Here is a 26545-nt window from a genome sequence, read left to right as displayed (position 1 = left end):
CAGGGCTCGCTGTCACAGATCTGTCTCGGGGCCTTGATCCGAACTGTGAGCACAGTTACAGTCGCTCAACCCTGCACATGATTAACACCCTTCAGGAGCGTTCATGAACAGCGGATCCCGGATCGGCCGGCGCAAGGCACTCGGGAGTGCCGGCGCCCTCCTGCTGGCCGTCGGCCTCGCCGCCTGCAGCTCGCCGAGTGACTCGTCGTCCGGCAGCGGGAGCGGCGGCAGTGGCGGTGGTGGCGAGGGGCTGCCCGACACCGTGACGCTGATGGCGATCAACGGCCTCACCGGCCCGGTCGCGTTCGCCGGCACCAACGCGCAGAAGGGCTACGACCTCGCCGTCGAGCAGGTCGAGGCCGACGGGCTGCTCGGCGACACGACGATCGAGATCGAGTACAAGGACTCCGCGGCCAGCGCCCAGGAGGCGGCGAGCTTCGCCAGCCAGGCGATCACCGACCAGAAGTACACGGCGATCCTCGGCCCGTCGGCCAGCGCGCAGTCCACCGCCATCTCCCCGCTCGTCGACCAGGCCGGGATCCCGACGGTCTACGTGCAGTCGGGCAGCGAGGGCGTCGTCACCGGGGACTACACCTTCCGGCTGACCCCGCCCGCGGCCTCCTACTTCGACATCGCCGGCGACTACGTCGAGGCGCAGGGCGTGAAGACGGCGTCGGTGCTGTTCAACAGCGGCAACCCGACGCTGGTCCAGCTGGGCCAGGACTCCGTCCCCGCCCTCGCCGAGGACCACGGCTTCGAGGTCGTCAGCACCGCGGGCGTCGAGGCGACGCAGCAGGACTTCACGACGCCGACCTCGCAGATCGCCGGGGACGACCCGGACGCCGCCTTCCTGATGGTCCAGGGGCCGCAGTACCCGGTGGCCATCACCCAGCTGCGGCAGGCCGGCTACGACGGCGTGCTGGTGGGCATGAGCGCCGCCGGCGCCGGCAACCTCTCGTCGGCCGGGGAGGACGCGGCCGGCTTCGTCTGGCCGACCAACTTCACCGCCGACCAGGAGGGCGAGAGCTCGCAGGCCTTCGTCGACGCCTACCGGGAGAAGTACGGCGAGGACCCGAACAACTACGCCGCCGAGGCCTACGACGCGGTCTGGTTCATCGCCCGCGGGCTGGCCGAGGCCGACAGTGCCGACCGCACCGCGCTCCAGGAGGGCCTGGCCGCGGTGGCCGCGGACGGCTTCTCCGGGGCGCAGGGTGACATCACCTTCGACGGCAACGACGCGCGCGTGCCCGGTGTCCTCGTCCAGTGGGACGGCAGCCGCGAGGTGCCGCTGTCCACGGACGGCTCCTGACCGACGGCCGTCGGCCGGTGCCGGCGGGGTGGCCCCGCCGGCACCGGCCCTCGCGGAAGGACCGAACATGGCACAGGACGTTCTCAACGCACTGACCCTCGGGTCGCTCTACCTGCTCTTCGCCCTCGGGATGAGCCTGGCGTGGGGGACCATCGGGATCCTCAACTTCGCCCACGGCTCGATCCTGATGTTCTCCGCGTTCTCCGCCTACCTGGTGGTGCGCGAGGTGGCCCTGTCGATGCCGGTGCTGCTGCTCATCGGCGCCGCCGTGGGGGCGGTGCTCTCGCTGCTGGTGCAGGTGCTGGCCTTCGAGCCCATCCAGCGCCGGGCCAAGGACCACCGGCAGGCCGAGCTGCAGATCCTCGTCGGCGGCATCGGCATCGCGATCATCCCGCTGGCCATCGCCCAGCACATCACCAGCAGCGTCCCGTTCGGCTACTCCGGCGGCACGTTCCGGGTGGACACCTACGACCTGGGCTTCGTCCGGATCAGCAACGTCCAGATCGTGACGCTCGTGGCCGCCTTCGGGCTGGCCGCGGCGATCGGCTGGTGGCTCAAGGCGGCCCGGCCCGGGCTGGCGCTGCGCGGCATCGGCGTCGACCCCGAGGTCTCGTCGCTGATGGGCGTCGACCGGCGGCGCCTGGCGCTGCTGACCATGGCCGTCGCCGGGGCGCTGGCCGGGCTGGCCGGCGTGCTCCTCACCTACTACCTGGGGTCGATCGCGCCCGAGACCGGTGACGCGTTCCTGCTCAAGGCCTTCGCCGCGATCATCCTCGGCGGGGTCGGCAGCATCGCCGGCGTCGTCCTGGGTGCCGTGATCCTGGCCGGCATCGAGACGTTCGTGCTGGTCACGACCTCGGGCACGTGGGCCCCCGCGATCGCCTTCGGGGTGATCTTCCTGATGCTCCTCGTCCGGCCCAACGGCCTGCTCGGCCGCCAGGAGGTCCGTCGCACATGAACCAGTGGTATCTCTCCCACGAGATCCTCATCCAGGGCACCTTCATCAGCCTGCTGCTGGCGCTGTCGATCCAGGTGCCCCTGCGAGCGGGGGTCTTCTCCTTCGCCGGCATCGGCAGCTACGCCATCGGTGCCTACACCGCGGCGATCCTCACCATCCGCGAGCAGGTCGCCCCGGTCGTGGCCATCGGCGCCGGGGTGCTGATCGCCGCGGCGGCCGGCTACCTGCTGGCCCTGCTCGTCGCCCGCCTGTCCGGTCTCTACCTGGGTATGGCGACGATCGCCTTCTCCCTCTTCCTCGGTGTGCTGGCCACCAACGGCGGTGACCTCACCGGCGGGGCGACCGGCCTCTTCGGCGCGCTCAGCACCCTGACGACCGCGCACGTCATCACCATCACCGTGCTCGTGCTGGTCGCCCTGGCCGCCTCCGAGCGCGGGTCGTTCGGCCGGCGGGTGGACGCCGTCCGCGAGGACCCGCAGCTGGCGGTCTCGATGGGCATCGACGTCAACCGGGTGCGCCGCCGGGTCTTCGTCATCAGCGGCGCCCTGGGTGCCTGCGCCGGCGGGATGAACACCCTGCTGCGGACCACCGTCTCGCCGGAGACCGTCGGCTTCCACCTCGTGGTCACCGCGCTGACGATGATCATCGTCGGCGGTGCGCTGTCCTGGGCGGGTGCGGCGATCGGCGCGGTGATCTTCACCTGGCTGCCCAGCGTGCTGCAGTTCGTCGGCGAGTGGCAGCTGCTCGTCTACGGCATCGTCGTCGCGATCGCGGCCGTCTACGTGCCCAACGGCCTGCTCGGCCTGCTCCAGGAGGGCTGGCGCCGGCTGCGCCGCCGCGGCCGCCGGCTGCCGGCCGGGGGCGCGTCCGTCGCCGCCGCTCCCGTCGCCGAGGACCCCGAGGAGAAGCTCGCCGCCCTGGGCGGCCCGACCGCGGAGGCGCGCTCGTGACCACGTCCCAGGACACCGCCCCGACGTCCCCCGCGACGGGGACGACGGTGCTGCAGACCATCGACGTCGCCGTGCACTACGGGGGCATCAAGGCCGTCGACGGCATCGACCTGGTGCTGGAGAGCGGCCGGATCCTCGGCATCCTGGGGCCCAACGGCTCGGGCAAGAGCACCCTGCTGGGCGCGGTGACCCGGCTGGTACCGCTCACCCGCGGGCGGGTGCTGCTCGACGGCGAGGACTACGGCCGGACGCCGCCCGCCCGGCTGGCGCACCGGGGCATCGCGCGGACGTTCCAGACGGTCCGGCTGCTGCCCGACCTGACCGTGCGGGAGAACATCCAGCTCGGCTCGGACCTCAAGCTGCCGCGCGCCGCGCGCTGGCGCGAGCTCGTCCGCCGCGCGGTGCCGGAACCGGTGACCGAGGCGATCGAGCGGACCGGGGTGGGCGACGTGCTCGACCTGTTCCCGGGGGAGCTGTCGTACGGGACCGCCCGCCGGGTCGAGATCGCGCGGGCCCTGGCCTCCCGGCCGCGGGTGCTCATGCTCGACGAGCCGACGGCCGGGATGAACCAGCCGGAGCGGCTCGAGGTCGCGGGGCTGCTGCGCCGGCTGCGGGACGAGGGGCTGACCCAGCTCCTCGTCGAGCACGACGTCCAGATGATGGTCGACACCTGCGACCGGCTGCTGGCGATGAACCAGGGGAGGCACGTCGCGGAGGGGGCCCCCGCCGACGTGGTGCGCGACCCCACCGTGCAGGAGGCCTACCTGGGGAAGAGGTGGAACCGTGCTGCAGATCGATGACCTGCACGTCCGGTATGCGACCGCGGAGGCGGTCCGGGGGGTGTCGGCCTCGGCCACACCCGGCCGGATCACCCTCGTGCTCGGGGCCAACGGTGCTGGGAAGTCCAGCACGCTGCGCGCCGCGGCCGGGCTGGTGACGCCGCACGCGGGGCGGGTGACGCTCGAGGGCCGCGACGTCACCGGGCTCGCCCCGCACAAGATCGTCCGGCACGGCATGGTGCTCGTCCCGGAGGGCCGCCGGGTGTTCGCGCCCCTCAGCGTCGAGGAGAACCTGGTCCTCGGCGGCTACACGGCCACCCGCGAGAAGTCGGCCGAGGTCCTGGCGCAGGTCTACGAGATGTTCCCGATCCTCGGCCAGCGCCGGGCCGGCGCCGCCGGACTGCTCTCCGGCGGGGAGCAGCAGATGCTGGCCTTCGGCCGGGCGCTGATGTCCTCGCCGCGGGTGATCATGCTCGACGAGCCGTCCATGGGCCTGGCGCCGACCATGGTCGAGTCGGTGCTCGGGGCGGTGCGGGGCATGGCCGACGCGGGCATCGCCGTCCTCCTGGTGGAGCAGAACGCCGAGATGGGCCTGGAGATCGCCGACGAGGTCGTCGCCATGGCCCGCGGGGAGGTCGTGTTCAGCGGGCCGGCCGAGCAGGCCCGGTCCAACGCGTCGGTGCTGCTCGCCTTCCTCGGCGAGGCCGCTCTCGTCGAGTGACCCGCCGTCCCGTTCCGCCGGAGTGACCACTCGGGCGGGGCGGGACCGGGCACTGGCGGCAGCAACCCTAATCATGATTAGCTATTGGCAACGGACGACGACGTCGGCAGGGGAGTCATGCGGACCTACACGGACCTGGTGCCGGCCTTCGCGGACCAGGGGGACTGGACGCTCGCGACGGTGCTGCGCCACCACGCGGACCAGCGACCCGGCGCGGTGTTCCTCGACCTGCCCGAAGAGGGGCTGACCCTCACCTACGCCGAGTCCCTGGCGCAGGCGGAGTCGGTCGCCGACCGGCTGGCCGAGGCCGGCGCCGTCGCCGGGGACCGGGTGCTGGTGATGGCGGCGAACTCCTCGCAGTTCCTGCGCACCTGGCTGGGTACCGGCGTCGGCGGCACCATCGAGGTGCCGGTCAACACCGCCTACGAGGGCATGTTCCTCGAGCACCAGATGACCGTCGCCGCGCCGCGGTGGGCCGTCATCGACGACGTCCAGGCCGCGAAGTTCCCCGCCGTGGGCGACCCGGCCCGCGTGATCGAGAAGTTCTGGGTCGTCGACACCGGCAGCCGGGACGCGGCGATCGCGACCCTGACCGGTGCCGGCTGGCAGGCCGCGCCGTGGGAGGAGCTCGCCCAGGGCGCCCGGCCCGGCGCGGACTTCCCGACCCCGCCGCCGCACGCGCAGGCGTCGATCTTCTTCACCTCCGGCACGACCGGCCCCTCCAAGGGCGTGGCCATGCCGCACGCGCAGATGTACTTCTTCGGCCAGGAGGTCGTCAGCCTGCAGCGGCTGACCGCCGACGACGTCTACTTCACCTGCACGCCGCTCTTCCACGGCAACGCGCAGTTCATGGCGGCCTACCCGGCGCTCATCGCCGGCGCCCGGCTGGTGTGCCGGCCGAAGTTCAGCGCCAGCCGCTGGGTGGAGCACCTGCGGGTCTCGGGCGTGACGGCCACCAACCTCATCGGCGTGATGATGGACTTCATCTGGAAGCAGCCGGCGAAGGACGACGACGCCGACAACGTGCTCCGGACGGTCTTCGCCGCGCCGACCGCCAGCTCCATCGTCGACGGCTTCAAGGAGCGCTTCGGCATCGAGGCGTTCACCGAGGTCTTCGGCCTCACCGAGACCAGCGCGCCGATCCTGTCGCCCTACGGGGAGCCCCGGCCCCCCGGCGCGGCCGGACTGCAGGCCGCCGACTGGTTCGACGTCCGGCTGGTCGACCCCGAGACCGACCGCGAGGTGGCGGTCGGCGAGGTCGGCGAGCTGACCGTCCGGCCGAGGTTCCCGTGGACCTGCTCCATGGGGTACTTCGGCATGCCGGAGAAGACCGTCGAGGCCTGGCGCAACCTGTGGTTCCACACCGGCGACGCCCTGCGCAAGGACGCCGACGGCTGGTTCTACTTCGTCGACCGCTACAAGGACGCGCTGCGGCGCCGCGGGGAGAACATCAGCTCCTACGAGGTCGAGCAGGGGCTGCTGTCACACCCCGCCGTCCTCGAGGTGGCCGTCATCGCCGTGCCCGCCGACTCCGAGGCCGGCGAGGACGAGGTCATGGCCTACGTCGTGGCCTCCGCACCGGTCGAGGCCGCGGAGCTGTGGCAGTGGTGCGAGGGCCGGATCCCGGCCTTCGCCACCCCGCGCTTCATCCGCCTCGTCGACGCGCTGCCGAAGACGCCGTCGGAGAAGGTGCAGAAGGCCCAGTTGCGGGAGCTCGGCATCACCGCGGACACCGTCGACCGGCTGGCTTCCGCCGCCGCACGCTGAGGAGGCTGACGTGGACTACACCGAGGACCCGGTCCACCGGGACATCCGCGAGGCCGTCCGGGCCATGTGCAAGGACTTCCCGGACGAGTACTGGATGGAGCACGACACCTCGCACGAGTTCCCCTGGGAGTTCTACGCGGCGGTGCAGAAGGCCGGCTGGCTCGGCCTGACCATCCCCGAGGAGTACGGCGGCGGCGGGCTGGGCGTCACCGAGGCCGCGATCGTGGAGCAGGAGATCGCCGCCTCGGGCGCCGGCATGGGTGGCTGCAGCGCCGTCCACATCGGGATCTTCGGCTACCACCCGATCATCGAGCACGGCTCCGAGGACCTGAAGCGGCGCTTCCTGCCCCAGGCGGCCAGCGGCGACCTGCACGTCTCCTTCGCCGTCACCGAGCCCGACGCGGGCACCGACACCACCAACATCTCCACCTTCGCCCGCAAGGTCGACGGGGGGTACCTGGTCTCGGGCAAGAAGGTGTGGATCACCAAGGCCCAGGAGTCCCAGCGGATGCTGCTGCTGGTCCGCACCGAGCCGCGCGAGGCCGGGGCGAAGCGGACGCAGGGCATGACCCTGCTGTTCGCCGAGATCGACCGGGACAAGGTGCAGGTCCGGCCGATCCCGAAGATGGGCCGCAACGCCGTCGACACCAACGAGCTGTTCATCGACGACCTGTTCGTGGCCGACTCCGACGTGGTGGGGGAGCCCGGGCACGGGTTCCGCACCATCCTCGGCGGGCTCAACGCCGAGCGGGTGATCAGCGCCAACGCCGCGCTCGGCATCGGCAAGGCGGCGCTGCGCCGCGGGACCGAGTACGCCAAGCAGCGCGAGGTGTTCGGCCGGCCGATCGGCATGAACCAGGGCATCTCCTTCCAGCTCGCCGAGGCGCAGATCCGACTCGACGCCGCCGAGCAGGTCGTGCAGAAGGCGGCCTGGATGGTCGACCGCGGGCTGCCCTGCGGGCGCGAGGCCAACGCCGCCAAGTTCCTCTGCGCCGAGGCCGGCTTCTACGCCGCCGACGTCGCGCTGCAGGTGCACGGCGGCTTCGGCTACGGCAAGGAGTTCCACGTCGAGCGGTACTTCCGCGAGGCGCGGCTGATGCGGATCGCCCCGATCAGCCAGGAGATGGTCCTCAACTACACCGCCGAGCACGTGCTCGGCCTGCCGCGCAGCTACTGACGGGGGACGCGCCGTGGTGCCGTACCGCTCCATCCTCTTCGTCCCCGGGCACAAGCCCGCGTGGATCGACAAGGCGCTGGCCGCCGGCGCCGACTGCATCGTGCTCGACCTCGAGGACTCGGTGCCCGCCGACCTCAAGCTCGGCGCCCGGCAGACCGTCGCCGAGTCGATCGCGGCCGTCCGGGCGAAGGACCGGCGGGTGGGCCTGTTCGTGCGGGTCAACCCGCTCGACACCCGGCTCACCGGCGGCGACCTCGAGGCCGTCGTCGTCCCGGGGCTGACCGGGGTCTTCGCGCCGAAGATCAGCGTGGCGTCGGACGTGCTGCGCTACGACGCGCTGCTGGACCACTTCGAGGAGCGCAACGGCGTCTCCGGCCTGGAGTACATCGTCCCGGTCGAGATGATCGGCGCCATCCAGAACGCCCGGGAGATCGCGCTGGCCTCGCCGCGGGTCGGGGCGATGATCGGCCCGACGGCCGAGCACGCCGACATCGCCCGCGCCGTCGGCTACCGGTGGACGCCGGAGGGCGAGGAGACGCTCTACCTGCGCAGCCGGATCCTGCTGGCCTGCCGGGAGGCGGGGATCCACCCGCTGACCGGGCTGTGGGAGCGGCTGGAGGACCTCGCCGGGCTCAAGGCCTTCGCGGAGAAGGGCCGCCAGCTGGGCTTCCGCGGGATGATCGCCATCCACCCCTCGCACGTGGCCACCGTCAACGAGGCGTTCACGCCGACCGCCGACGAGGTCGAGTTCCACGAGGGCCTGGTCGCCGCCTACGCCTCGGCCGCGGCCGCCGGTCACGGCGCCGTCCGCTACCGGGGCGTGCACATCGACAAGGCGCACGCCGACACCGCCACGGAGTGGCTGGAGCACGCGCGGGCGACGCCCGGCGGCCGCGCAGCGGAGGCCGCGCGGTACCAGTCCTCGGGCATCGACGCCCCGGAAGGGGGCCACTGACATGCGCGGTCTGTACTTCGAGGAGTTCGAGGTCGGCCGGGTCTACCGGCACCCGTTCACCCGCACCGTCACCGAGTCCGACAACGTGCTGTTCACGTCGCTGACGATGAACACCCAGCCGCTGCACCTGGACCACGAGTTCGCCAAGGGCACGATCCACGGCCGGCCGCTGTTCAACAGCCTCTTCACCCTGGCGCTGGTCGGCGGCTTCCACGTGCTGGAGCTGACGTTCGGCACCACACTGGGGAACCTGGGCTACGACAGCGTGAAGTTCCCGCACCCGGTCTTCCACGGGGACACGCTGCGCGGGGAGACGACGATCCTGGACAAGCGGGAGAGCAGGAGCCGGACCGACAGCGGCATCGTGTGGTTCGAGCACCGCGGCTACAACCAGCACGACGAGCTGATCATGGTCTGCACCCGCGTCGGCCTGATGGCGAAGTCCCCCGAGCACGGTGGCTCCAACCCGGTCGTGACCGGTGAACCCACCACCGCCCCCACCACCGCCGACGAGGAGGCGCGAGCATGACCGACGACCTGCGCAACTGGGTCCCCACCACCCGCGAGCTGCTGATCGACGGCCGGCTGGTGCCGGGCGAGGGCCCGTCCATCGACGGCCTCAACCCCGCCACCGAGCAGGTGCACGCCACCGTCGCCACGGCCAGCATCGAGCAGGTCGACCAGGCCGTCGCCGCCGCGCGGAAGGCGTTCCCCGCCTGGGCCGCCGCCTCCCCGCAGGAGCGCAGCGCCGCCATCCACCGGCTGGCCGACGTGTTCGAGAAGCACACCGAGCGGCTGACCGCCTCGATCGTCAACGAGGTCGGCACGCCCGCCGGTTTCGCCGAGGCCATGCAGGTCAAGCTCGGCATCGTGCACCTGCGGTGGATGGCAGAGGCGGCGCTGGTCGACCGCACGGTGCAGCTGGGGGAGTGGCACGACCCGGTGCTCAGCTACTCCGAGGTCGCCTACCGGCCGGCCGGGGTGGTCGCCTGCATCACCGGCTACAACTACCCGATCAACCTCGCCGTCTTCAAGTTCGGCGCGGCGCTGGCGGCCGGCTGCACGACGGTGCTGCTGCCCTCCCCGCGCACCCCGCTGACCACGCTGTGGATGGGCGAGCTGTTCGAGGAGGCCGGGATCCCGGCCGGTGTCATCAACGTCGTCATCGGCGACGGCCCCTCGGTCGGGCAGCACCTCACCACCCACCCGTGGGTGGACCGGGTCTCCTTCACCGGCTCCGACGCCGTCGGCGCGGCGATCATGGAGCAGGCCGCGCGCGGGCTGAAGGGCGTCACCCTCGAGCTCGGCGGCAAGTCGCCGAACATCCTGCTGCCCGGCATCGACGCCGCCGCGCTGGCCAAGGACATCCACCTGCGCTGGGCCCGCAACGGCGGCCAGGGCTGCGCGGCGCTGGCCCGGATGCTGGTGCACGAGAGCCTGGTCGACGACTTCCTCGGCGCCTCCAAGGAGGCCTTCGGCGCGCTCAAGGTCGGCGACCCGTGGGACCGCAGCGTGAACATCGGCCCGATGATCCGTGAGGACCACCGGCAGCGCGTGCAGTCCTTCATCGACAACGGCCTGGCCGACGGCGGCCACATCGCGCTGTCGCTGGACACCCCGGTCCCGGACAAGGGCTACTTCGTCAACCCGGTCGTCTTCACCGGGCTGTCGCACGACAACCGGCTCGTGCAGAACGAGGTGTTCGGCCCGGTCGGCGTCGTCGTCCCCTTCTCCACCGAGGAGGAGGCGATCCGGCTGGCGAACGACACCGCCTACGGGCTGGCCGCGAACGTCTACACGCCCGACGTCGAGCACGGCCGCGCACTGGCCGCCCAGCTGCGGTCGGGCACGGTCTGGGTCAACGGCGGCGGCAACATGCGCCCGGACGCGCCGTTCGGCGGCTTCGGGCTCTCCGGAGTGGGCAGAGAGATCGGCGAGTGGGGCATCCGCGAGTACCTGGAGCCCCAGCACGTGCAGTGGCGGCCATGACAGCTGACCTGAACGACCCGAGCACCCGAGGGGGAGCCATGACCGGCAGCACACAGGGGGTCCCGCCGCTGGCGGGGGTCACGGTCCTGGAACTGGGCACGATGTACGCCGCACCGACGGCCGGCCGCATGCTGCGCGACTTCGGCGCGCGGGTGGTCAAGGTCGAGGACCCGGCGTCGGGCGACTTCGCCCGGCAGTGGACACCGCAGTTCGAGGGCATGTCGATCGGCTTCGCCCGGCTGAACTCCGGCAAGGAGTCGATCGGCATCGACCTGCGCCGCCCGGAGGGCCGCGACCTGGTCCGCCGGCTCGCCGCGGAGGTCGACGTCGTCGTCGAGTCCTTCCGTCCCGGCCGGCTGGAGGACTGGGGACTCGGCTACGAGGTGCTGTCGGCGGACAACCCCGGCCTGGTCCTCACCCGCGTCTCCGGCTTCGGCCAGACCGGGCCCTACCGGGAGCGGCCGGGCTTCGGCACCGTCGCCGAGACCGCCAGCGGCTACGCCTACATCAACGGCTGGCCGGAGACCCCGCCGACCTCGCCGCCGTTCGGCTTCGCCGACTCGATCGCCGGCCTCTCGGCCGCCTTCGGGACGACGACGGCGCTGTTCAACCGCACCCGCACGGGCAGGGGCGACGTCGTCGACGTGGCGCTCTACGAGCCGCTGATGTTCATCCTCGGCGACCTGATCCTGAACTACACGGCGAGCGGCTTCATCCAGCAGCGGGTCGGCAACGGTTCGGGCTCGGCCTCCCCGCGGGGCATCTACCAGGCCGGCGACGGGCAGTGGCTGTCGATCGCCGCGTCCAACCAGACGATCGCCATGCGGCTGTTCGACGCCATGGAGCGCGCCGACCTCAAGACCGACGAGCGGTACGCCACCAACGTGGCGCGGATGGCGAACAACGACGCCCTGCAGGAGATCGTCGCGGCGTGGGTGGGGCAGCGCCCGCGCGACGAGGTGCTCGACGACCTCGACGCGCACGAGGTCGTCGCCGCCGCGGTCAACGACGCCAAGGACATCGTCGAGGACCCGCACTTCCTCGACCGCACCCTCGTGCCCCTGGCGAACACGGTGCTGGGCAAGGCGCTCGTGCCCGGTCCGGTGCTGCACATGGGCAGCTACGAGGGCCCGACCTACGACGGCGTCCCGTCGATCGGCGAGCACACCCGGTCGGCCCTGACCGACCTGCTGGGCATGCCCGCGCAGGAGCTCGAGGCGCTCGGCGCCGCGGCCGTGGTGGGCCCGACGCCGGTCGCCGCCCGATGACGGCGCCCGGCAGCGCGCCCTCCACGCGGCCGGGTCCCGCCGTCGACCTGTCCGGGAAGGTCGCCCTGGTCACCGGGGGCAGCCGGGGGCTCGGCCGGGAGATGGTGCTCGGGCTGGCCGCCGCCGGCGCGGACGTCGTCATCGCCAGCCGCGACCTGGACAGCTGCGAGAAGGCCGCCGCCGAGGTGCGCGAGACGACCGGGCGGAAGGCGCTGCCGGTGGCGGCGCACGTCGGCCGCTGGGACGCCCTCGACGCGCTGGTCGACACCGCCTACGGCGAGTTCGGCCGGGTCGACGTGCTGGTCAACAACGCCGGGATGTCACCGGTCTACGACACGGTCGCCGACGTCAGCGAGACGCTGTTCGACAAGGTGCTCGGGGTCAACCTCAAGGGCCCGTTCCGGCTCGCCGCGCTCATCGGCACCCGGATGGCGGCCGGCGAGGGCGGCTCGATCATCAACATCAGCAGCACCGGCGCCGTCCGGCCGCGGGCCGACATCGTGCCCTACGCCGCGGCCAAGGCCGGCCTGAACGCCGTCACCGTCGGCCTGGCGCACGCCTTCGGGCCGGCCGTGCGGGTCAACGGGATCATGTGCGGCACCTTCTTCACCGACGTCTCCGCCGCCTGGGACATGGAGGCGTTCGCGAAGCGGTCGGCGACCTTCGCGATGGGCCGCGGCGGCGAGCCGTCGGAGATCGTCGGCGCCTGCCTGTACCTGGCCGGCGACTGGTCCTCGTTCACCACCGGCGCGGTGCTCACCGTCGACGGTGGACAGCCCTGATGGGAGAGCAGCTGTGATCATCGACGTGCACTGCCACGCCTGGCCCGACGCGATCGCCGAGCGGGCGCTGGGCCCCCGCGTGCCGCAGCTGCCCCGGGTGGGCGACGGCAAGATCTCCACCCTGCCCGGGGTGCTCGCCGCCTCCGGGGTCGACCGCGGGGTGCTGCTGGGCATCGCCGACACCGCCAAGTACGTGGACGGGACCAACCGCTTCGTCGGCCGCAGCCGCGGCGGCTCCCTGTTCGGGTTCGGCACCGTGCACCCCGACCTGCCGGTCGAGGAGAACCTGGCCAGCCTGCAGAGCAACGACATCCGCGGCGTCAAGCTGCACTCGCTGTTCCAGGGGTTCGCCTACTCCGACCCCCGGGTCTGGGACATCCTCGAGGGCCTGGCCGCCGCCGGGATCGCCGTCATCGCCCACGTGGGCGCCGGGGGCGACAAGGAGAGCAACGAGCGGGCGACGCCGGGGATGATCCGCGACATCGTCCGCCAGTTCCCGGACCTCAAGATGGTGGCCTGCCACTTCGGCGGCTACCACAAGCTCGAGGAGGCCGAGGCCGACCTGCTGGGGGAGAACGTGTACCTGGAGACATCCTGGCCACCCTCGCTGGCCACCCTCGCCCCGGAGAAGGTGCGCGAGATCGTCGGCAAGCACGGCGCCGACCGGATCGTGTTCGGCTCGGACTGGCCGATGGCCGACCCCGCCAAGGAGATCGCCGCCATCAAGGCGCTCGGCCTCTCCGACGAGGTGACCGAGGGCATCCTCGGCGGCAACTTCGCCCGGCTCATGGGCATCGACCCCGAGGCACCGGTCCCCGGCCCGGTGGAGCAGCCGGCATGAGCGACGTGCTCGTCGAGCAGCGCGGCGACGCCACCTGGATCACCCTCAACCGGCCCGACCGGCGCAACGCCTACGACCCGGTGATGGCCGAGGCGGTCGTCGAGGCGCTGGAGGCCAGCACCCGCAGCCGCGCCGTCGTGATCACCGGCGTCCCGGGCAGCTTCTGCGCCGGCGGCGCGCTGACCGGGCTGGCCGAGCCGGACGTGACCGCGATGCGCGGGCTCTACCGCGGCTCGCTGCGGCTGTTCGACGCGATCCGCACCCACCCCCGCCCGGTCGTCGCGGCGGTCAACGGCCCCGCCGCCGGCGGCGGCAACGAGCTGGTCATCGCCTGCGACCTGGCGATCGCCGCGGAATCGGCCACCTTCGGCCAGACCGGCCCCCGGGTCGGCAGCGCCCCGGTCACCGGCGCGACCAACGTGCTCGGCGTGCAGATCGGCGAGAAGCGGGCCAAGGAGATGGCCTTCCTGTGCCGCCGCTACTCCGCCGCCCAGGCGCTGGAGCTCGGCCTGGTCAACCGGGTCGTGCCCGACGACGAGCTGGTCGCCGCCGTCGACGAGCTGGTCGAGGAGCTGTCCCGGCTCTCCCCGCGCTACCTGGAGATCGCCAAGGTCAGCTCCAACGTGTGGTGGAACGCCGCCCGCGACTCGTTCACGAACGGCCTCGGGATGCTGGTCCAGGCCATCGGCAGCCCCGACATGGCCGAGGGCGCGCAGGCGTTCCTGGAGAAGCGCCGGCCGCAGTTCCCCCCGCCGGACGCGTGAGCGAGCGCATCCGCCGCAGCGAGCCGGCGCCGGGCGTCGCCCTGCTGACCATCGCCCGGCCCGACAAGCTCAACGCGATGGACGAGCAGTTCTTCGCCGAGCTCACCGCGGTCATGCGCTCCCTCGGTGCCGACGACGGGATCCGCGCGGCCGTGCTCACCGGGGAGGGCCGGGCCTTCTCCGCGGGCGGGGACGTGGCCACGTTCCTCGACCTGGCCGGCGACGTCTCCCGGGTCCGGCCGCACCTGCGCCGGGTGGTCGACGCCTTCACCTCGGTGGAGCGCTGCGCGGTGCCGGTGGTCGCGGCGGTGAACGGCATCGCCTTCGGCGGGGGCACCGAGCTGGTGCTGGCCTGCGACGTCGTCCTCGCCGCGGAGTCGGCGCGGTTCGCCCTCAAGGAGCCGACGATGGGCCTGATGCCGACGTACGGCATCGTCCGCGGGCCCGAGGTGATGGGCCGGAACTGGACCCGGCTCCTGGCGTTCACCGGGCGGGAGATCCCGGCCGGCGTCGCGGAGCGCATCGGCCTGGTGCAGGAGGTGCACCCCGACGGCGAGCTGCTCGGCGCCGCGGTCGCCCTCGCCGCCGGGATGGCCGCGCACTCCCCGCTCGCCGTCCAGGTGGCCAAGGCGTTCCTGAACCGGGACGCGGGCGGCGGCTTCGCCGAGTCCACCGAGGCGACCGCGCTGCTGTTCGCGTCGCCCGAGCACCGGGCCGCCGCCGCGGCCTTCGACGCGAGGAGAGGGGACCGCCCGTGAGCAGGCTGCAGGGCAGGGTCGTGCTGGTGACCGGGGCCGCCCGCGGGCAGGGGCGGGCGCACGCGGTCGCCTTCGCCCGCGAGGGGGCCGACGTGGTCGCCGTCGACATCGACGCCCCGATCGGCTCGGTGCCCTACCCGACCGCGCAGGCTGCCGATCTCGAGGAGACGGTCGCGCAGGTCGAGGCGCTGGACCGGCGGATCGTCGCCCGGACCGCCGACGTCCGCGACGGCGCCGCGCTGGCCGCGGCGGTGGAGGAGGGGCTCGCCACGTTCGGCCGCCTCGACGTGCTCGTCGCCAACGCCGGGATCTTCTCCACCGGGCCGTTCTGGGAGCTCACCGAGCAGCAGTTCCGCGACGTGCTCGACGTCAACCTGCTCGGCGTCTGGCGGTCCATGACGGCCGTCGCGCCGCACATGATCGAGCGGGGGAGCGGGTCGATGGTGCTCGTCTCCTCGGTCAACGGCCTGCGCGGCAACGCCGGCGCCGCGCACTACGCCGCGAGCAAGCACGGGGTGCTCGGGCTGATGCGCAGCGCGGCCCTGGAGCTCGGCCCGCACGGGATCCGGGTCAACGCCCTGTGTCCCGGCCTGGTGGACACGCCGATGACCAACTGGCCGGGCCTCTACGACCGGATGGCCGGCCGGCCCGGCGGGACGCGCGCGGACTTCGAGGCCTCCGCGCTGCACTACGGCATCCTCGGCGGGCAGGGTGCGCTCGGACCCGAGGCGATCGCCGACGCCGCCGTCTGGCTGGCCGGCGACGGCGCGTACGGGGTCACCGGCCAGGCCTTCCCGATCGACGCCGGGCACCTGGCGATGCCCGGCTTCAACCCCTCGCCCGTCCGCCCCTGACGGCTCGCGCCGGCGTTCCGACCGCGGCAGTGCCGCGCTGTCGTGGCCGGTGCCGCGCCGCGGGGCGGCACCCGGGACGGCGCGGCGGCACTGCCGCGGTGTCGCGAGCCGGCACCCCGGGCCCGCTAGCTGCGGTAGGTGTCCCAGGTGGGCACGGACTCGGGGAAGTCGGCGGCCTCCGGCTCGGTACGCGGCCAGCGCATCCGGAGCTCGTCGCCGAAACTGCCGGCCAGCTGGTCGGCGGGCACGGCGTAGGAGAACCCCAGCGACCGGCGGGCGAACAGCCACCGGCCCCCGACCCGGCGGTAGGTGTCCTCGTACCGGTAGGAGGCGAGGACCAGCGTGCTCCGCGTCGCCAGCTCCGCGTGCCCGTGCGACCAGCCCGTCGCCGTCCCGTCGCCGTGCAGCTGCACCACGCCGGGATGCGGGGTGTGCAGCATCGTCCGGTAGGTGTCGAAGCTGGCCACGTAGGCGGCCCGGATCTCGGCCGCACCGGTCGCCGGCACGCCGCGGCGCTCGAAGACGCCGTCCGGGGTGTACATCGCCACCAGGGCGTCGATCGCGTGGTCGTCCACGGCCCGCGCGTAGAGGACGGCGAGGTCGGCGATCGCCTGCCGGTCGGCCAGGTCTCGGACCACCCGGGCCAGCGCCGCCGCGTCGCCCTCGGGGAGCGCGGGCACGGTGGTGAGCGCGGCCGTCACGGCCGCGAGGTCGAGCGTCACGCCGCCGCACCCTCCGCGGAGGGCAACGTGCGCAGCACGTCCATGAGGACGTCGGGGATCGCCGCCTTGCCGCCCTCGGGCGTGCGGCAGACGAACGTCATCGTCCCGTGGGTGACGACCTCGTCGCCGCGGAGGAAGTCGAAGCCGACGGTGTAGGACGACGACCCCACCCGGTCGAGCACCAGGCGGATCGTCAGCTCGTCGAAGACGCGGACCATCGCCTTGTACGTGCACTCGGAGTGCACGCCGACCGTCATGAACCCGTGCTGCTCGACGAGCTCGCCGGAGCGGAGGCCGTGGGAGTACAGCCAGGTGCTGTAGGCCCGCTCCATCCACGGGTAGTAGACGGCGAAGTAGGCGATCCCGACGGTGTCGCAGTCGCCGTACGACAGCTGGAAGCGCAGGGGCGAGCTCACGAGAGCACCACCGTCGCCGTCCCGGAGACCACCGCATCGCCGTCGACCACCTCGAGCACCACGTCGCAGTCGGCCACCCGGGCGCCCTCCTCCTCGCGCACCGCCGTGACCGTGCCGCGCACCCGCAGGTGGTGGCCGGCCAGCACGTTGCCGAGGAAGCGGACCCGCAACCGGCGCAGCCGGTCGGGGCCGCCGGCCCAGTCGGTCACGGCGTTCATGACGTACCCCATGTTCAGCGGGCCCTGGTTGACCGGCCGGTCGCCCATGCCGAGCGCCTGCAGGGTCTCGACGTCCCAGTGGATCGCGGTGGGGTCCGACAGCAGCGCGGCCATCGTCTTCATCTTCTCGGCGCTGACCGAGGGCACCTCGTACCCCGGCAGCTCGGTGCCCACCTCGACGGCGGTCGTCATGCGTCCCTCCGGGGGAAGACGATGGAGTTCCAGCACGTGGCGACGTGCGCGCCGTCGCTCTCGTCGTGCAGGTCCATGGAGTACCCGACGACGTCGAAGACACCGGTGCGCCGGCCCACCTTGCGCTCGGCCGACACGATCCCGCCGGTCACCCGGTACGCGGCACCGACCCGCAGCGGGCGGTGCAGCGTCGTCTCGTGCTCGCCGAACACCGGGCCGTCGGCCGCGGTCGCGCCGAACCAGGAGAACAGCTCGTCCCAGGTGATGCCCATCGCGCCGGTGGCCGCCATCCAGGCGAACAGCGGGTGGGCCACCTGCTCGCCGGCCGAGCGCACCGACGGCGGCTGGGCCAGCACCGTGTCGGCCAGGAGCCAGGCCCGCCAGGGGTGCACGGTGTACGTGCCACCCGGGAAGGCCCGGCCCACCTGACCGTCGAGGTCTGCCTCGGCGAACCCCACTCAGACGCCCCGGTCGCGCTCGGCCCAGTACGGGTCGCGCAGGTTGCGCTTGAGGATCTTGCCGGTGGGCGCCTTGGGCAGCTCGCCGACGAAGTCCACCGAGCGCGGCTTCTGGTAGCTGGCCAGGTGCTTCTTGGCCTCGTCGATGATGTCCTGCTCGCTGGCGGTCTGCCCGGGCTTGAGGACGACGACGGCCTTGACCGTCTCGCCCCACTCGTCGTCCGGGACACCGAAGACCGCGCACTCGAGCACCGCCGGGTGCTGGTTGATGGCCTCCTCGACCTGGACCGAGTAGATGTTCTCGCCGCCGGAGATGATCATGTCCTTGGCCCGGTCGACGATGAAGATGTAGCGGTCCTCGTCCCAGGTCGCCATGTCGCCGGTCCACATCCACCCGTCGTGGATGGTCTGCGCGGTGAGCTCGGGCTGGTTGAGGTAGCCGATCATGTTCTGCTCGCCGCGGACGACGATCTGGCCGGCGGTCCGCCCGTCGCGGGGGACGTCGTTGCCGCGCTCGTCGACGACCCGGATCTGCGCGGTGAAGCCCTCACGGCCACAGGAGCGCAGCCGTTCGGGGTGGATCCCCTTCACGGCGTCGATGTGGTCCTCCTGCGACAGGAACGTCATCCCGGCGCCCTCGGTCTGCCCGTAGCCCTGGATCATCGTGCAGGGGAAGTTGTCCATGGCGGCCCGGACGACCGACGAGGGCATCGGGCCGCCGCCGTACTGGAAGTTGCGCAGGCTCGACAGGTCGTAGCTGGCGAAGTCCGGGACGGCCATCATCCAGTTGATCATCGTGGTGATGCCGAGGAAGGCCGAGACCTTCTCCTCCTGGATGATCTCCAGGGCCTGCTTGGCCTCGAAGTTGACCAGGACCAGCGGGCAGCCGTGCCGGTTGTAGTTCATCGCCAGCACGATCGGGATGTGGTACATCTGCCCGGTCAGCATGTAGACGTCGCTGGGCACGATCCGCTCGGCCACGGTCTGCGCCAGCATCATCGCCCCCGCGCTGCGGTGGGTGTGCATGGCGCCCTTGCTCTTCCCGGTGGTCCCGCCGGTGTAGAGGATGAAGAACGGGTCGTCGTCGCCGATCGAGGGCGTCCAGATCGGCTCGTCGTCGCTGGCGGCCTCGACGAAACGGGTGAAGCTGCCGTCGCTCTTGTCGCCGAACTGCAGCCAGTTCGGGACGTCGACGTCGCGCTGGAGCTGCTCGATCGCCTCGCTGAACTCGTCCTGGCTGATGATCACCTTGGGTGACGCGTCCCGGACGATCGTGGCCAGCTCCTCGCCGGCCAGCCGCCAGTTGAGCGGCTGGAGCACCAGGCCGGCCCGCCCGGCGGCGAAGTACAGCGCGTGGAACTCGGCGCAGTTGCGGGAGAGGACGCCGAACCGGTCGCCCTGCTCGAGGCCGAGCCCGCGCAGGCCGTTGGCCAGGCGACGGACGAGGGTGTCGAACTCGGCATAGGTCAGCCGCCGGTTGTTCGGCACGTCGATGACGGCCTCGTTGCGCGGGGTCAGCGCCGCCCATTTGGCCGGGATCAGTCCCTGGTTCATGTGACCCTCTCTCGTCTCCACGTTGTGACCGGCCCCACAGGGCACGTGACTGGGCGAACCATATGCATGTTTGGCTCCGGATGCCAGCCCCCTGTGCATCGACGAGGCCCGACGAGACGCTCTCGTTCCTGATCACGTAGTCGTATCGGTGGAAGCGTTCTATTGACGCGAACCCGCAAACCATGACATCAATGCGCATCGTTACCCACGTCACATCGATGTGCGCCGGTGTTGCTCCCGTCTCCCGGACGGTCGCCGACCGGCGTGGCTCCACCGCACCACGACTGCATCGACGCACTCGTCCTGATCGGAGACCACGCTCATGAGATCGCGCACCCTTATGGCCGGCACCGCCGTGGCCGCCCTCCTGCTCGCCTCCGCCTGTGGCAGCTCCGACGACGGGGGGTCCGGCGGCGGCAGCGACAGCAGCGGCAGCAGCGCGGACGGCGACCGGGTCGGCGACCTGCCGCTGCCCGAGCTCACCTCGGAGATCTCGGACGCCGCCACCGCCTCGGCGGAGGCGGCGGGCGAGCCGGTCGAGCTCCCCGCCAAGACCATCGGCTACATCTCCTACGGCGAGGCCATCCCGATCTCCGCCCGGCTGACGCAGGGCATGCAGAACGCCGCGGCCGCGGCCGGCTGGGACCTCGAGGTGTGCGACGGCCAGTCCACGCCGCAGGGCCAGCTGACCTGTGCGACGAACTTCGTGAACGAGGGCGTCGACGCGATCCTGACCAACGGGATGCCGCAGTCGTCCATCGCCCCGGCCCTCACCCAGGCCGACGCGGCCGGCATCCCGGTGATCAACGTCGGCGGGTACATCGGCCAGGAGGACCTGTTCGACGGCTCCATCTACCCCGACGAGGCCGGGTTCGGTGAGGTGATGGGCGACTGGCTGGTCGACAAGCTGCCCGACGGCGGGCCGATCGCCACGCAGACCTTCCAGGCCGACTTCGTCATCCAGCGGCTCGAGGGGCTCGACACCGCGCTCGAGGGTTCCGACGTGACGATCGGGGACACCTTCGACGCCGACGCCGCCAACCTGATCCCGGGTGCCCAGCAGTCGGTCTCGTCGTCGTTCAACGGCAACCCGGACCTCCAGGCGTACTACATGACCTTCTCCGGCTCCGAGATCGGGGCGGCGCAGGCCATGCAGGTGCTCCGGCCGGGCGCCCAGTTCCCGGAGCGGCCGCTGATCACGACCTTCTACGCCAACCTCCCGACCATCGACCTGATCCGGTCCGGCCAGGTCGACGCCGCGGCGGAGAACAGCCACGAGTGGATCGCCTGGGTGGCCATGGACCAGCTGGCCGAGTTCTTCGCCCGTGACACCGCCATCTCCTCCGAGCCGCGGCCGGACTACGGCACCGACCTGGACTTCTGGCGGTTCTTCGTCGTCGACGCGGAGAACCTGCCCGACGAGGGCGAGCTCGCGACCCCGCCCGTCGACTTCGAGGGCTTCTTCACCACGAAGTGGTCGACCGAGTTCACCAACCTCTCGCAGTAGCCCGACCACCCGGGGTGCGGCCACGCGGCCGCACCCCGGGCCCGCACCGTCGAGGACCAGCCCGTCGAGGAGCAGCAGTGGCGACAGGACAGACCGACGCACCCGCCGGCCGGGAACCCGCCGCGGTGGGCGCGGCGATCCCCACCGACTCCGGCCCCGGATCCGGGCGGTCCGGCGGGAGGGAGGCACGTCCTCCCGGGCGCCATCGCCCGGGCTGGGTGGCCCTGCTCGCGCGGGGCGGCGTGCTCATCGCGCTGATCCTGGTCGTCGCGTTCTTCGGCATCGCGAAGCCCGACAGCTTCCTCACCACGAACAACCTGTCCGCGATCCTCCAGCAGGCGGCCGCGCCGGCGATCCTCGCGATCGGGCTCACGGTCCCGCTCGCCCTGGGGGAGTTCGACCTGTCGATCGGCTCGATGGTGGGCCTCGGCGGCGCCTCGGCCCTCGCCCTGATCACCCTGCACGGGGTGGCCTGGCCCGTCGCGGTGCTCCTCGCGCTCGGCATCGGCCTGCTGGTCGGGCTGGTCAACGGCGTCTTCATCGCCTACCTGGGCGCCTCGTCGTTCGTCCAGACGCTGGCCATGGGCGTGATCCTGCTCGGGGTCGAGTACCTGTTCACCAACCAGCAGACGCTCTTCAGCGGTGTCCCGCAGGGCTACAAGGACCTCGGCCAGAGCAAGGCGCTGTTCGACGTGAACATCCAGATCTGGCTGGCGCTCCTGGTCGCCGTCCTCATGTACCTCTTCCTGGAGCAGACCGAGACCGGCCGGCGCATCTACGCCGTCGGCGGCAACCCGGACGCGGCCCGCTTCGCCGGCGTCTCGGTGAAGCGGCTGCGCGTCCTCGGCTTCGTCATCGTCGCCGTCGCCGCCGCGATCACCGGCATCCTGATCACCGCCCAGGGGGGTTCCTCCCAGCCCAACGCCGGCGTGCCGTATCTGCTGCCGGCCTACGCGGCGGCGTTCCTCGGCTCGGCGACGTTCCGGCCGGGCGTCTTCAACGTGCCGGGCACCGTGGTCGCGGTGCTCTTCCTCGGTGTGATCACCACCGGCCTGCAGATGCTCCAGATCGCCACCGCGTGGATCAACATCATCCAGGGCCTGGTCCTGATCGCCGCCATGCTGATCAGCCGGCTCGAACGGAAGCACACGTGACCGGCGAGGTGCCGGTCGTCGAGGTACGCGGCCTGCGCAAGACCTACCCCGGCGTGCTGGCGGTCGACGACGCCTCCTTCACGGTGGCCCCGGGGGAGATCCTCGGCCTCGTCGGCAAGAACGGCGCAGGCAAGAGCACCGTCATCAAGATGCTCGCCGGGCTGGTCGCCCCCGACTCCGGCGAGATCCTGGTCGACGGCGAGCCGACCGTGCTGGCCTCCTCGCACGCCGCCTCGGTGCTGGGCATTTCCGTCGTCCACCAGGAGCTGGCGCTGGTCCCGCGCGGCAGCGTCGCGGAGAACGTCTTCCTCGGGCTGCCCTACCCCCGGCGCGCCGGGCTGTTCGTCGACTGGTCCGAGCTGCACCGCCGCACCCGCACGGTGCTCGAGCGGCTCGGCCTGGAGGTCGACCCGCGGGTCGACGTCCAGGACCTCAGCGTCGCCCAGCAGCGGATGGTCATGATCGCCCGCTGCCTGGCCTGGGACGCGCGCGTGGTCGTCCTCGACGAGCCCACCGCCTCGCTGACCGACGACGAGATCTCGCACCTGCTGGAGGTCATCCGGCAGCTGGCCGACGCCGGTGTCGCGATCGTCTACGTCTCCCACCGCCTCGAGGAGGTGCTCGGTGCCACCGACCGGGTCGTGGTCATGCGCGACGGCTCGGTGGTGGCCGACCTGGTGACCGCCACGCTCACGAAGCAGACCCTCGTCGCCGGCATCACCGGTGAGGCGAAGACCGAGGAGAGCGCGACCGTGCACGTCGAGCGCACCGGCCGGCCGCCCGGCGCGGAGCTGCTGCGGGTCACCGGCCTGACCCGCGCGCCCGCGCTGCACGGCGTCGACCTGACCCTGCGCGAGGGCGAGGTCCTCGGCCTGGCCGGCCTGGTCGGCGCGGGGCGGACCGAGCTCGCCCGGGTGCTGTTCGGCGTGGACACCCCCGACGGCGGCACGATCACCGTCCGCGGGAAGGACGTCGTGCTGCGCTCGCCCCGGGCGGCCATGCGGGAGCGGATCGCGCTGCTGCCCGAGGACCGCCGGCACCAGGGCAACGACACCGCACAGAGCATCCGGAAGAACGCCTCGCTGCCGACCCTCCGCCGGTACCGCTCCGCCGGCTGGCTGCCCCGGCCGAGCGCGGCGAAGGAGCGCGCGGCCGGCGAGGAGATGGTGGGCCGGCTCGGCATCAAGGCGCGCGACACCGAGGTGGCCGTCGGCACGCTGTCGGGCGGCAACCAGCAGAAGGTCGTGCTGGCCAAGTGGCTCATGCACGGCGCCGACGTCTTCGTCTTCGACGAGCCCACGGCGGGGATCGACGTGGAGGGCAAGGCCGACGTCTACGGGATCGTCGGGGAGCTCGCCGACCAGGGCAAGGCGGTCCTGTTCATCTCCTCCGACCTCCCGGAGCTGGCCGCCGTGTCCGACCGCGTGGTCGTGCTGCGCGAGGGCCGCGTGGTCGCGGAACTGACCGGGGCGCAGGTCAGCGAGTCGGTGATCCTGCACCACTGCTACGGCGGCGAGGCCGCCGTGGCGTCTGCCTGACCGGGCCGCACGGGCGGTCCCGGGGGAGAGGAGAGCACGTGCACCAGCGGTTCCAGGGGAAGGTCGCGTTCGTCACCGGGGCTGCCCGCGGGCAGGGGCGCAACCACGCCGTCCGGCTGGCCCGGGAGGGCGCGGACCTGGTCCTCGCCGACGCCTGCGCCGACGTCGCGACCGTCGGCTACGGCCTGGCCACCGAGGCCGACCTCGCCGAGACGGTCCGGCTGATCGAGGCCGAGGACCGGCGTGCCGTCGTCGGCCGGGTCGACGTCCGCGACGGCACCGCACTGCGGGAGCTGGTCGACCGGGGCGTGGCCGAGCTCGGCCGGCTGGACGTCGTGGTGGCCAACGCCGGGGTCGGGGGCAGCGCGCCGATGGCCGAGATGTCCGACGAGACGTGGCAGGACATGATCGACATCAACCTCACCGGCGTCTTCAAGACGATCCGGGCGGCGCTGCCGCACCTGTCGGCGGGCGCGTCCGTCGTGCTCACCGGGTCGATCGCCTCGGCCAAGGGGCTGCCGAACAACACCCACTACACGGCGGCCAAGCACGGTCTGGTGGGGATCATGCGGGCGCTGGCGAACGAGGTCGCGCCGCAGGGCATCCGGGTCAACTGCGTGAACCCGACCAACGTCGACACGCCGCTGCTGTTCAACGACGCGATCTACAAGCTCTTCCGGCCCGACCTCGAGGCGCCGGGCAAGGACGACGTCGTCGACATCATGAAGGGCATGCACGCGCTGGACACCGGCTGGGTGGAGCCCGACGACGTCAGCAACGCCGTGCTGTTCCTCGCCTCGGAGGAGGCCCGCTTCATCACCGGGGTGGCGCTGCCGGTCGACGCGGGTGCCCTGATCCGCTGATCCGCGGACGACCGAGGGGGAGGCGCCGCCGGCGCCTCCCCCTCAGTGTCGTGCGGGACTCAGTACGGCAGGTCGAGCTCGATGTGCCGCTTGGTGAACCGCCAGGCGCCGTCGGCCTCCTTGACGAGCTCGTCCTGGTAGAGCGCGGTCGACAGCAGGGTGGCCTTGCCGTTCTCGATCGAGATCAGCGTCAGGTAGGAGTCGACGGTGGCCGCGTCGTCGGTCTCCTTGCGGACGGCCATGTTCGTCGTGACGTGCCGGCGCTGGTCGCTCTGGCTGGCCAGGCTGTCGGTCATCAGCTTCATGACCGCCTCCTTGCCCTCGAAGGGGCCGATGAGGTCGCCGCCGCCGATGCGCATCGTGAGCACGGCGGAGTCGGCGAAGGTGTCGGCCATCTCCGTCATGTCGTTCTGGTCGTAGGCGATGGAGTAGCGGTTGAGGACGTTCTCGAGGTCTCCACGTGCGGACATTCGGCGTCTCCTGGACGGCGGGCCGACGGCGTCGTCGGCCGGGTCGATGTGATCGGGATTACCCTATGCATGGTTACCCTGTTTGACCAGAGCCCCGGACGCGGCGGCGCGCAGTCCGGGGCTCCGGGTCTCGGGGGGGGGGGGGGGGGGGGGGGGGGGGGGGGCGCTCAGGCGGCGGTCTCAGGCCTTGGCCGGGACGTCGAACTCGACCAGCAGGCTCTCCACGCTGCGGGTGTAGAGCCCGACCTCCTTCGGCACGAAGCCCTCCTGGAAACGCAGGTTCGGCATGGAGTCGAGGACCAGCTCCAGGGCCACCTGCATCTCCGTGCGAGCCAGCAGCGAGCCGACGCAGAAGTGCCGGCCCAGGATGAACTGGACGTGGTTGGCGGCGCCGCTGAAGGCCCGCGCCACGTCGAGGTCGCTGCGGTGGATGTCGAAGCGGTCCGGGTCGCTGAAGTGCCGCTCGTCGCGGTTGGCCGAGGCCAGCATGAGGATGCAGGTCGCGCCCTCGGGGATCGTCGTCCCCTCGATCTCCACCGGCTGCTCGGTCTGGCGCATGATCATGTGCACCGGGCCCGTGTAGCGCAGCGTCTCGGCGATGGCGGCGTCGACCAGGCTGCGGTCGGCGCGCACCGCCTCGAGCTGGTCGGGATTCTTGATCAGGTTGGTCATCATGCTGGCGATGGCCTTGTCGGTGGTCTCGCCGCCGGCGACCAGGAGCAGGCTCACGAACGCCTTGATCTCCTCGTCGGACATCTGCTCGCCGTCGACCTCCGCCCGGCAGAGGCGGGAGAGCAGGTCGTCGCCGTCGCCGTTCCGGCGCTCCCGGATGATCGGGAGCATGTACTCGCGCAGCTCCTCGCGGGTCTGGTCGGCCGCGGCCGTGACGGCCGGGTCGCCGGCGAGGTTGTTCAGGTGCGCGATGACCGAGTGGTACCAGCGGTGGAAGCGGTCGTGGTCGCTCTTGGGCAGGCCGAGCATGTCGACCATGACCCGGATCGGGAACCAGGTCGTGAACTCGGCGACGAGGTCGACCCGGCCGCGCCCGGACAGCTCGTCCATCATCTCGCTGCCGGCGCGCTGCACGGCGGCGGTGATCAGCTCCGCGGCGTTCTGACGGATGGTCGGCATGAAGGCCTCGAGGCCCTTGCCGCGGAAGAACGGGTTGAGCAGCGACCGGTGGGTGGCGTGCTCCTTGCCCTGCATCTGCAGGATCGTCCGGCCGTGGATGGGCTCCAGCTGCCAGTCGTAGTTCCGGCTGGAGAACGCCTCGCTCTTGAACGCGTGCGCACAGTCGGCGTACCGGCTGATCAGCCAGCTCTGCGTCGCCTCGTGGTAGGTGGCGGGGTGGTGGTCGCGCAGCACCTTGTGGAACGGGTACGGGTCGGCGACGTACTCCGGCGAGAGGATGTCCGGAGCGGGCGGGGCGGCGGTCGACTGGCTCATGCGGGGTGCTCCCTGGCTCGGCTGACGCGTCGGTGCGTAAACAGGCTCACCATATGCATGGTGTGGGCTGCACCACAACAGGCAGCGGGCGCCGCCGCGAGACGTGCTCGCGACGGCGCCCGCTGCGGGGTGGGA

At 72.0% G+C, this 26545-nt stretch carries 27 protein-coding genes; 20 read left to right on the top strand and 7 right to left on the bottom strand.

The window, feature by feature from the left end; all coding sequences use genetic code 11:
- The first annotated feature begins 103 nt into the window (after positions 1 to 103).
- The 16 genes from N555_RS0101755 to N555_RS0101680 all read left to right on the top strand — a co-directional run bounded on the left by N555_RS0101755 (position 104) and on the right by N555_RS0101680 (position 15872).
- Positions 104 to 1309, top strand: coding sequence for an ABC transporter substrate-binding protein (locus N555_RS0101755; protein ID WP_029429787.1), 1206 nt, complete (start codon positions 104 to 106; stop codon positions 1307 to 1309).
- A gap of 67 nt (positions 1310 to 1376) precedes the next feature.
- A complete protein-coding gene (locus N555_RS0101750) occupies positions 1377 to 2267 on the top strand; it encodes a branched-chain amino acid ABC transporter permease (RefSeq protein ID WP_029429786.1) in 891 nt (296 codons plus the stop codon).
- Positions 2264 to 3217, top strand: a complete 954-nt coding sequence (locus tag N555_RS0101745; RefSeq protein WP_029429785.1) for a branched-chain amino acid ABC transporter permease — start codon at positions 2264 to 2266, stop codon at positions 3215 to 3217. The genes N555_RS0101750 and N555_RS0101745 overlap by 4 nt, the downstream gene beginning before the upstream one ends.
- Positions 3214 to 4017 (top strand): ABC transporter ATP-binding protein, encoded by an 804-nt coding sequence (locus N555_RS0101740; protein WP_029429784.1) that lies wholly within the window; start codon positions 3214 to 3216, stop codon positions 4015 to 4017. Before N555_RS0101745 ends, N555_RS0101740 begins: the two co-directional genes overlap by 4 nt.
- Positions 4001 to 4717, top strand: a complete 717-nt coding sequence (locus N555_RS0101735; RefSeq protein ID WP_029429783.1) for an ABC transporter ATP-binding protein — start codon at positions 4001 to 4003, stop codon at positions 4715 to 4717. The genes N555_RS0101740 and N555_RS0101735 overlap by 17 nt, the downstream gene beginning before the upstream one ends.
- Before the next feature lie 117 nt (positions 4718 to 4834).
- Positions 4835 to 6484, top strand: a complete 1650-nt coding sequence (locus tag N555_RS0101730) for an AMP-binding protein (RefSeq protein WP_029429782.1) — start codon at positions 4835 to 4837, stop codon at positions 6482 to 6484.
- A gap of 10 nt (positions 6485 to 6494) precedes the next feature.
- Positions 6495 to 7661, top strand: coding sequence for an acyl-CoA dehydrogenase family protein (locus N555_RS29040; RefSeq protein ID WP_029429781.1), 1167 nt, complete (start codon positions 6495 to 6497; stop codon positions 7659 to 7661).
- Positions 7662 to 7674: 13 nt separating this feature from the next.
- On the top strand, positions 7675 to 8616 hold the full coding sequence (locus tag N555_RS0101720) for an HpcH/HpaI aldolase/citrate lyase family protein (RefSeq protein ID WP_029429780.1): 942 nt from the start codon (positions 7675 to 7677) through the stop codon (positions 8614 to 8616).
- A gap of 1 nt (position 8617) precedes the next feature.
- Positions 8618 to 9145 (top strand): MaoC family dehydratase, encoded by a 528-nt coding sequence (locus tag N555_RS0101715; RefSeq protein WP_081865900.1) that lies wholly within the window; start codon positions 8618 to 8620, stop codon positions 9143 to 9145.
- A complete protein-coding gene (locus tag N555_RS0101710; RefSeq protein ID WP_029429778.1) occupies positions 9142 to 10605 on the top strand; it encodes an aldehyde dehydrogenase family protein in 1464 nt (487 codons plus the stop codon). The genes N555_RS0101715 and N555_RS0101710 overlap by 4 nt, the downstream gene beginning before the upstream one ends.
- Before the next feature lie 38 nt (positions 10606 to 10643).
- Positions 10644 to 11873, top strand: a complete 1230-nt coding sequence (locus N555_RS0101705; protein WP_029429777.1) for a CaiB/BaiF CoA transferase family protein — start codon at positions 10644 to 10646, stop codon at positions 11871 to 11873.
- On the top strand, positions 11870 to 12655 hold the full coding sequence (locus tag N555_RS0101700) for an SDR family NAD(P)-dependent oxidoreductase (RefSeq protein ID WP_051683554.1): 786 nt from the start codon (positions 11870 to 11872) through the stop codon (positions 12653 to 12655). The genes N555_RS0101705 and N555_RS0101700 overlap by 4 nt, the downstream gene beginning before the upstream one ends.
- 13 nt (positions 12656 to 12668) lie before the next feature.
- On the top strand, positions 12669 to 13496 hold the full coding sequence (locus N555_RS0101695) for an amidohydrolase family protein (RefSeq protein ID WP_051683553.1): 828 nt from the start codon (positions 12669 to 12671) through the stop codon (positions 13494 to 13496).
- Positions 13493 to 14260, top strand: a complete 768-nt coding sequence (locus N555_RS0101690) for an enoyl-CoA hydratase/isomerase family protein (protein ID WP_029429774.1) — start codon at positions 13493 to 13495, stop codon at positions 14258 to 14260. The genes N555_RS0101695 and N555_RS0101690 overlap by 4 nt, the downstream gene beginning before the upstream one ends.
- Positions 14257 to 15018: an enoyl-CoA hydratase/isomerase family protein gene (locus tag N555_RS0101685; protein WP_051683551.1), complete on the top strand. Its 762-nt coding sequence runs from the start codon at positions 14257 to 14259 to the stop codon at positions 15016 to 15018. The genes N555_RS0101690 and N555_RS0101685 overlap by 4 nt, the downstream gene beginning before the upstream one ends.
- Complete coding sequence (locus N555_RS0101680; RefSeq protein WP_029429772.1) at positions 15015 to 15872, top strand: mycofactocin-coupled SDR family oxidoreductase; 858 nt, start codon at positions 15015 to 15017, stop codon at positions 15870 to 15872. Before N555_RS0101685 ends, N555_RS0101680 begins: the two co-directional genes overlap by 4 nt.
- A 125-nt stretch (positions 15873 to 15997) precedes the next feature.
- Here N555_RS0101680 and N555_RS0101675 read toward each other — a convergent pair whose 3' ends face one another.
- Genes N555_RS0101675 through N555_RS0101655 form a run of 5 tightly spaced genes read right to left on the bottom strand, consistent with a single transcriptional unit; the run spans position 15998 to position 19432 of the window.
- Entirely contained in the window at positions 15998 to 16594 is a 597-nt protein-coding gene (locus N555_RS0101675; RefSeq protein WP_081865899.1) for a nuclear transport factor 2 family protein, read from the bottom strand.
- Complete coding sequence (locus N555_RS0101670; protein WP_029429770.1) at positions 16591 to 17010, bottom strand: acyl-CoA thioesterase; 420 nt, start codon at positions 17008 to 17010, stop codon at positions 16591 to 16593. The genes N555_RS0101675 and N555_RS0101670 overlap by 4 nt, the downstream gene beginning before the upstream one ends.
- A complete protein-coding gene (locus N555_RS0101665) occupies positions 17007 to 17420 on the bottom strand; it encodes a MaoC family dehydratase (RefSeq protein ID WP_029429769.1) in 414 nt (137 codons plus the stop codon). The genes N555_RS0101670 and N555_RS0101665 overlap by 4 nt, the downstream gene beginning before the upstream one ends.
- On the bottom strand, positions 17417 to 17878 hold the full coding sequence (locus tag N555_RS0101660) for a hypothetical protein (RefSeq protein WP_029429768.1): 462 nt from the start codon (positions 17876 to 17878) through the stop codon (positions 17417 to 17419). Before N555_RS0101660 ends, N555_RS0101665 begins: the two co-directional genes overlap by 4 nt.
- The gene (locus tag N555_RS0101655; protein ID WP_029429767.1) at positions 17879 to 19432 is read right to left on the bottom strand and encodes an AMP-binding protein; all 1554 of its coding nucleotides are present in this window, start codon (positions 19430 to 19432) and stop codon (positions 17879 to 17881) included. It lies immediately after the preceding gene.
- 322 nt (positions 19433 to 19754) lie between these two features.
- On the opposite strand from N555_RS0101655, the gene N555_RS0101650 reads away from it, so the two are divergent.
- The 4 genes from N555_RS0101650 (at position 19755) to N555_RS0101635 (ending at position 24494) form a co-directional block, all read left to right on the top strand.
- Positions 19755 to 20939, top strand: coding sequence for a sugar ABC transporter substrate-binding protein (locus N555_RS0101650; protein WP_081865898.1), 1185 nt, complete (start codon positions 19755 to 19757; stop codon positions 20937 to 20939).
- Between the two features lie 218 nt (positions 20940 to 21157).
- Positions 21158 to 22093, top strand: coding sequence for an ABC transporter permease (locus tag N555_RS0101645; protein ID WP_029429765.1), 936 nt, complete (start codon positions 21158 to 21160; stop codon positions 22091 to 22093).
- On the top strand, positions 22090 to 23631 hold the full coding sequence (locus tag N555_RS0101640) for a sugar ABC transporter ATP-binding protein (protein WP_051683550.1): 1542 nt from the start codon (positions 22090 to 22092) through the stop codon (positions 23629 to 23631). Before N555_RS0101645 ends, N555_RS0101640 begins: the two co-directional genes overlap by 4 nt.
- A 38-nt stretch (positions 23632 to 23669) precedes the next feature.
- Positions 23670 to 24494, top strand: coding sequence for a mycofactocin-coupled SDR family oxidoreductase (locus tag N555_RS0101635; protein WP_029429763.1), 825 nt, complete (start codon positions 23670 to 23672; stop codon positions 24492 to 24494).
- Positions 24495 to 24553: 59 nt separating this feature from the next.
- On the opposite strand, the gene N555_RS0101630 is transcribed toward N555_RS0101635, so the two are convergent.
- On the bottom strand, positions 24554 to 24964 hold the full coding sequence (locus tag N555_RS0101630; protein WP_029429762.1) for a nuclear transport factor 2 family protein: 411 nt from the start codon (positions 24962 to 24964) through the stop codon (positions 24554 to 24556).
- Positions 24965 to 25144: 180 nt separating this feature from the next.
- Complete coding sequence (locus N555_RS0101625; RefSeq protein WP_029429761.1) at positions 25145 to 26410, bottom strand: cytochrome P450; 1266 nt, start codon at positions 26408 to 26410, stop codon at positions 25145 to 25147.
- Between the last annotated feature and the right edge of the window lie 135 nt (positions 26411 to 26545).

Source organism: Blastococcus sp. URHD0036, from assembly GCF_000701365.1.
GTDB lineage: Bacteria > Actinomycetota > Actinomycetes > Mycobacteriales > Geodermatophilaceae > Trujillonella.
Note: the sequence above shows the minus strand (reverse complement) of the source record. Positions and strands in the feature narration are given on the sequence as shown.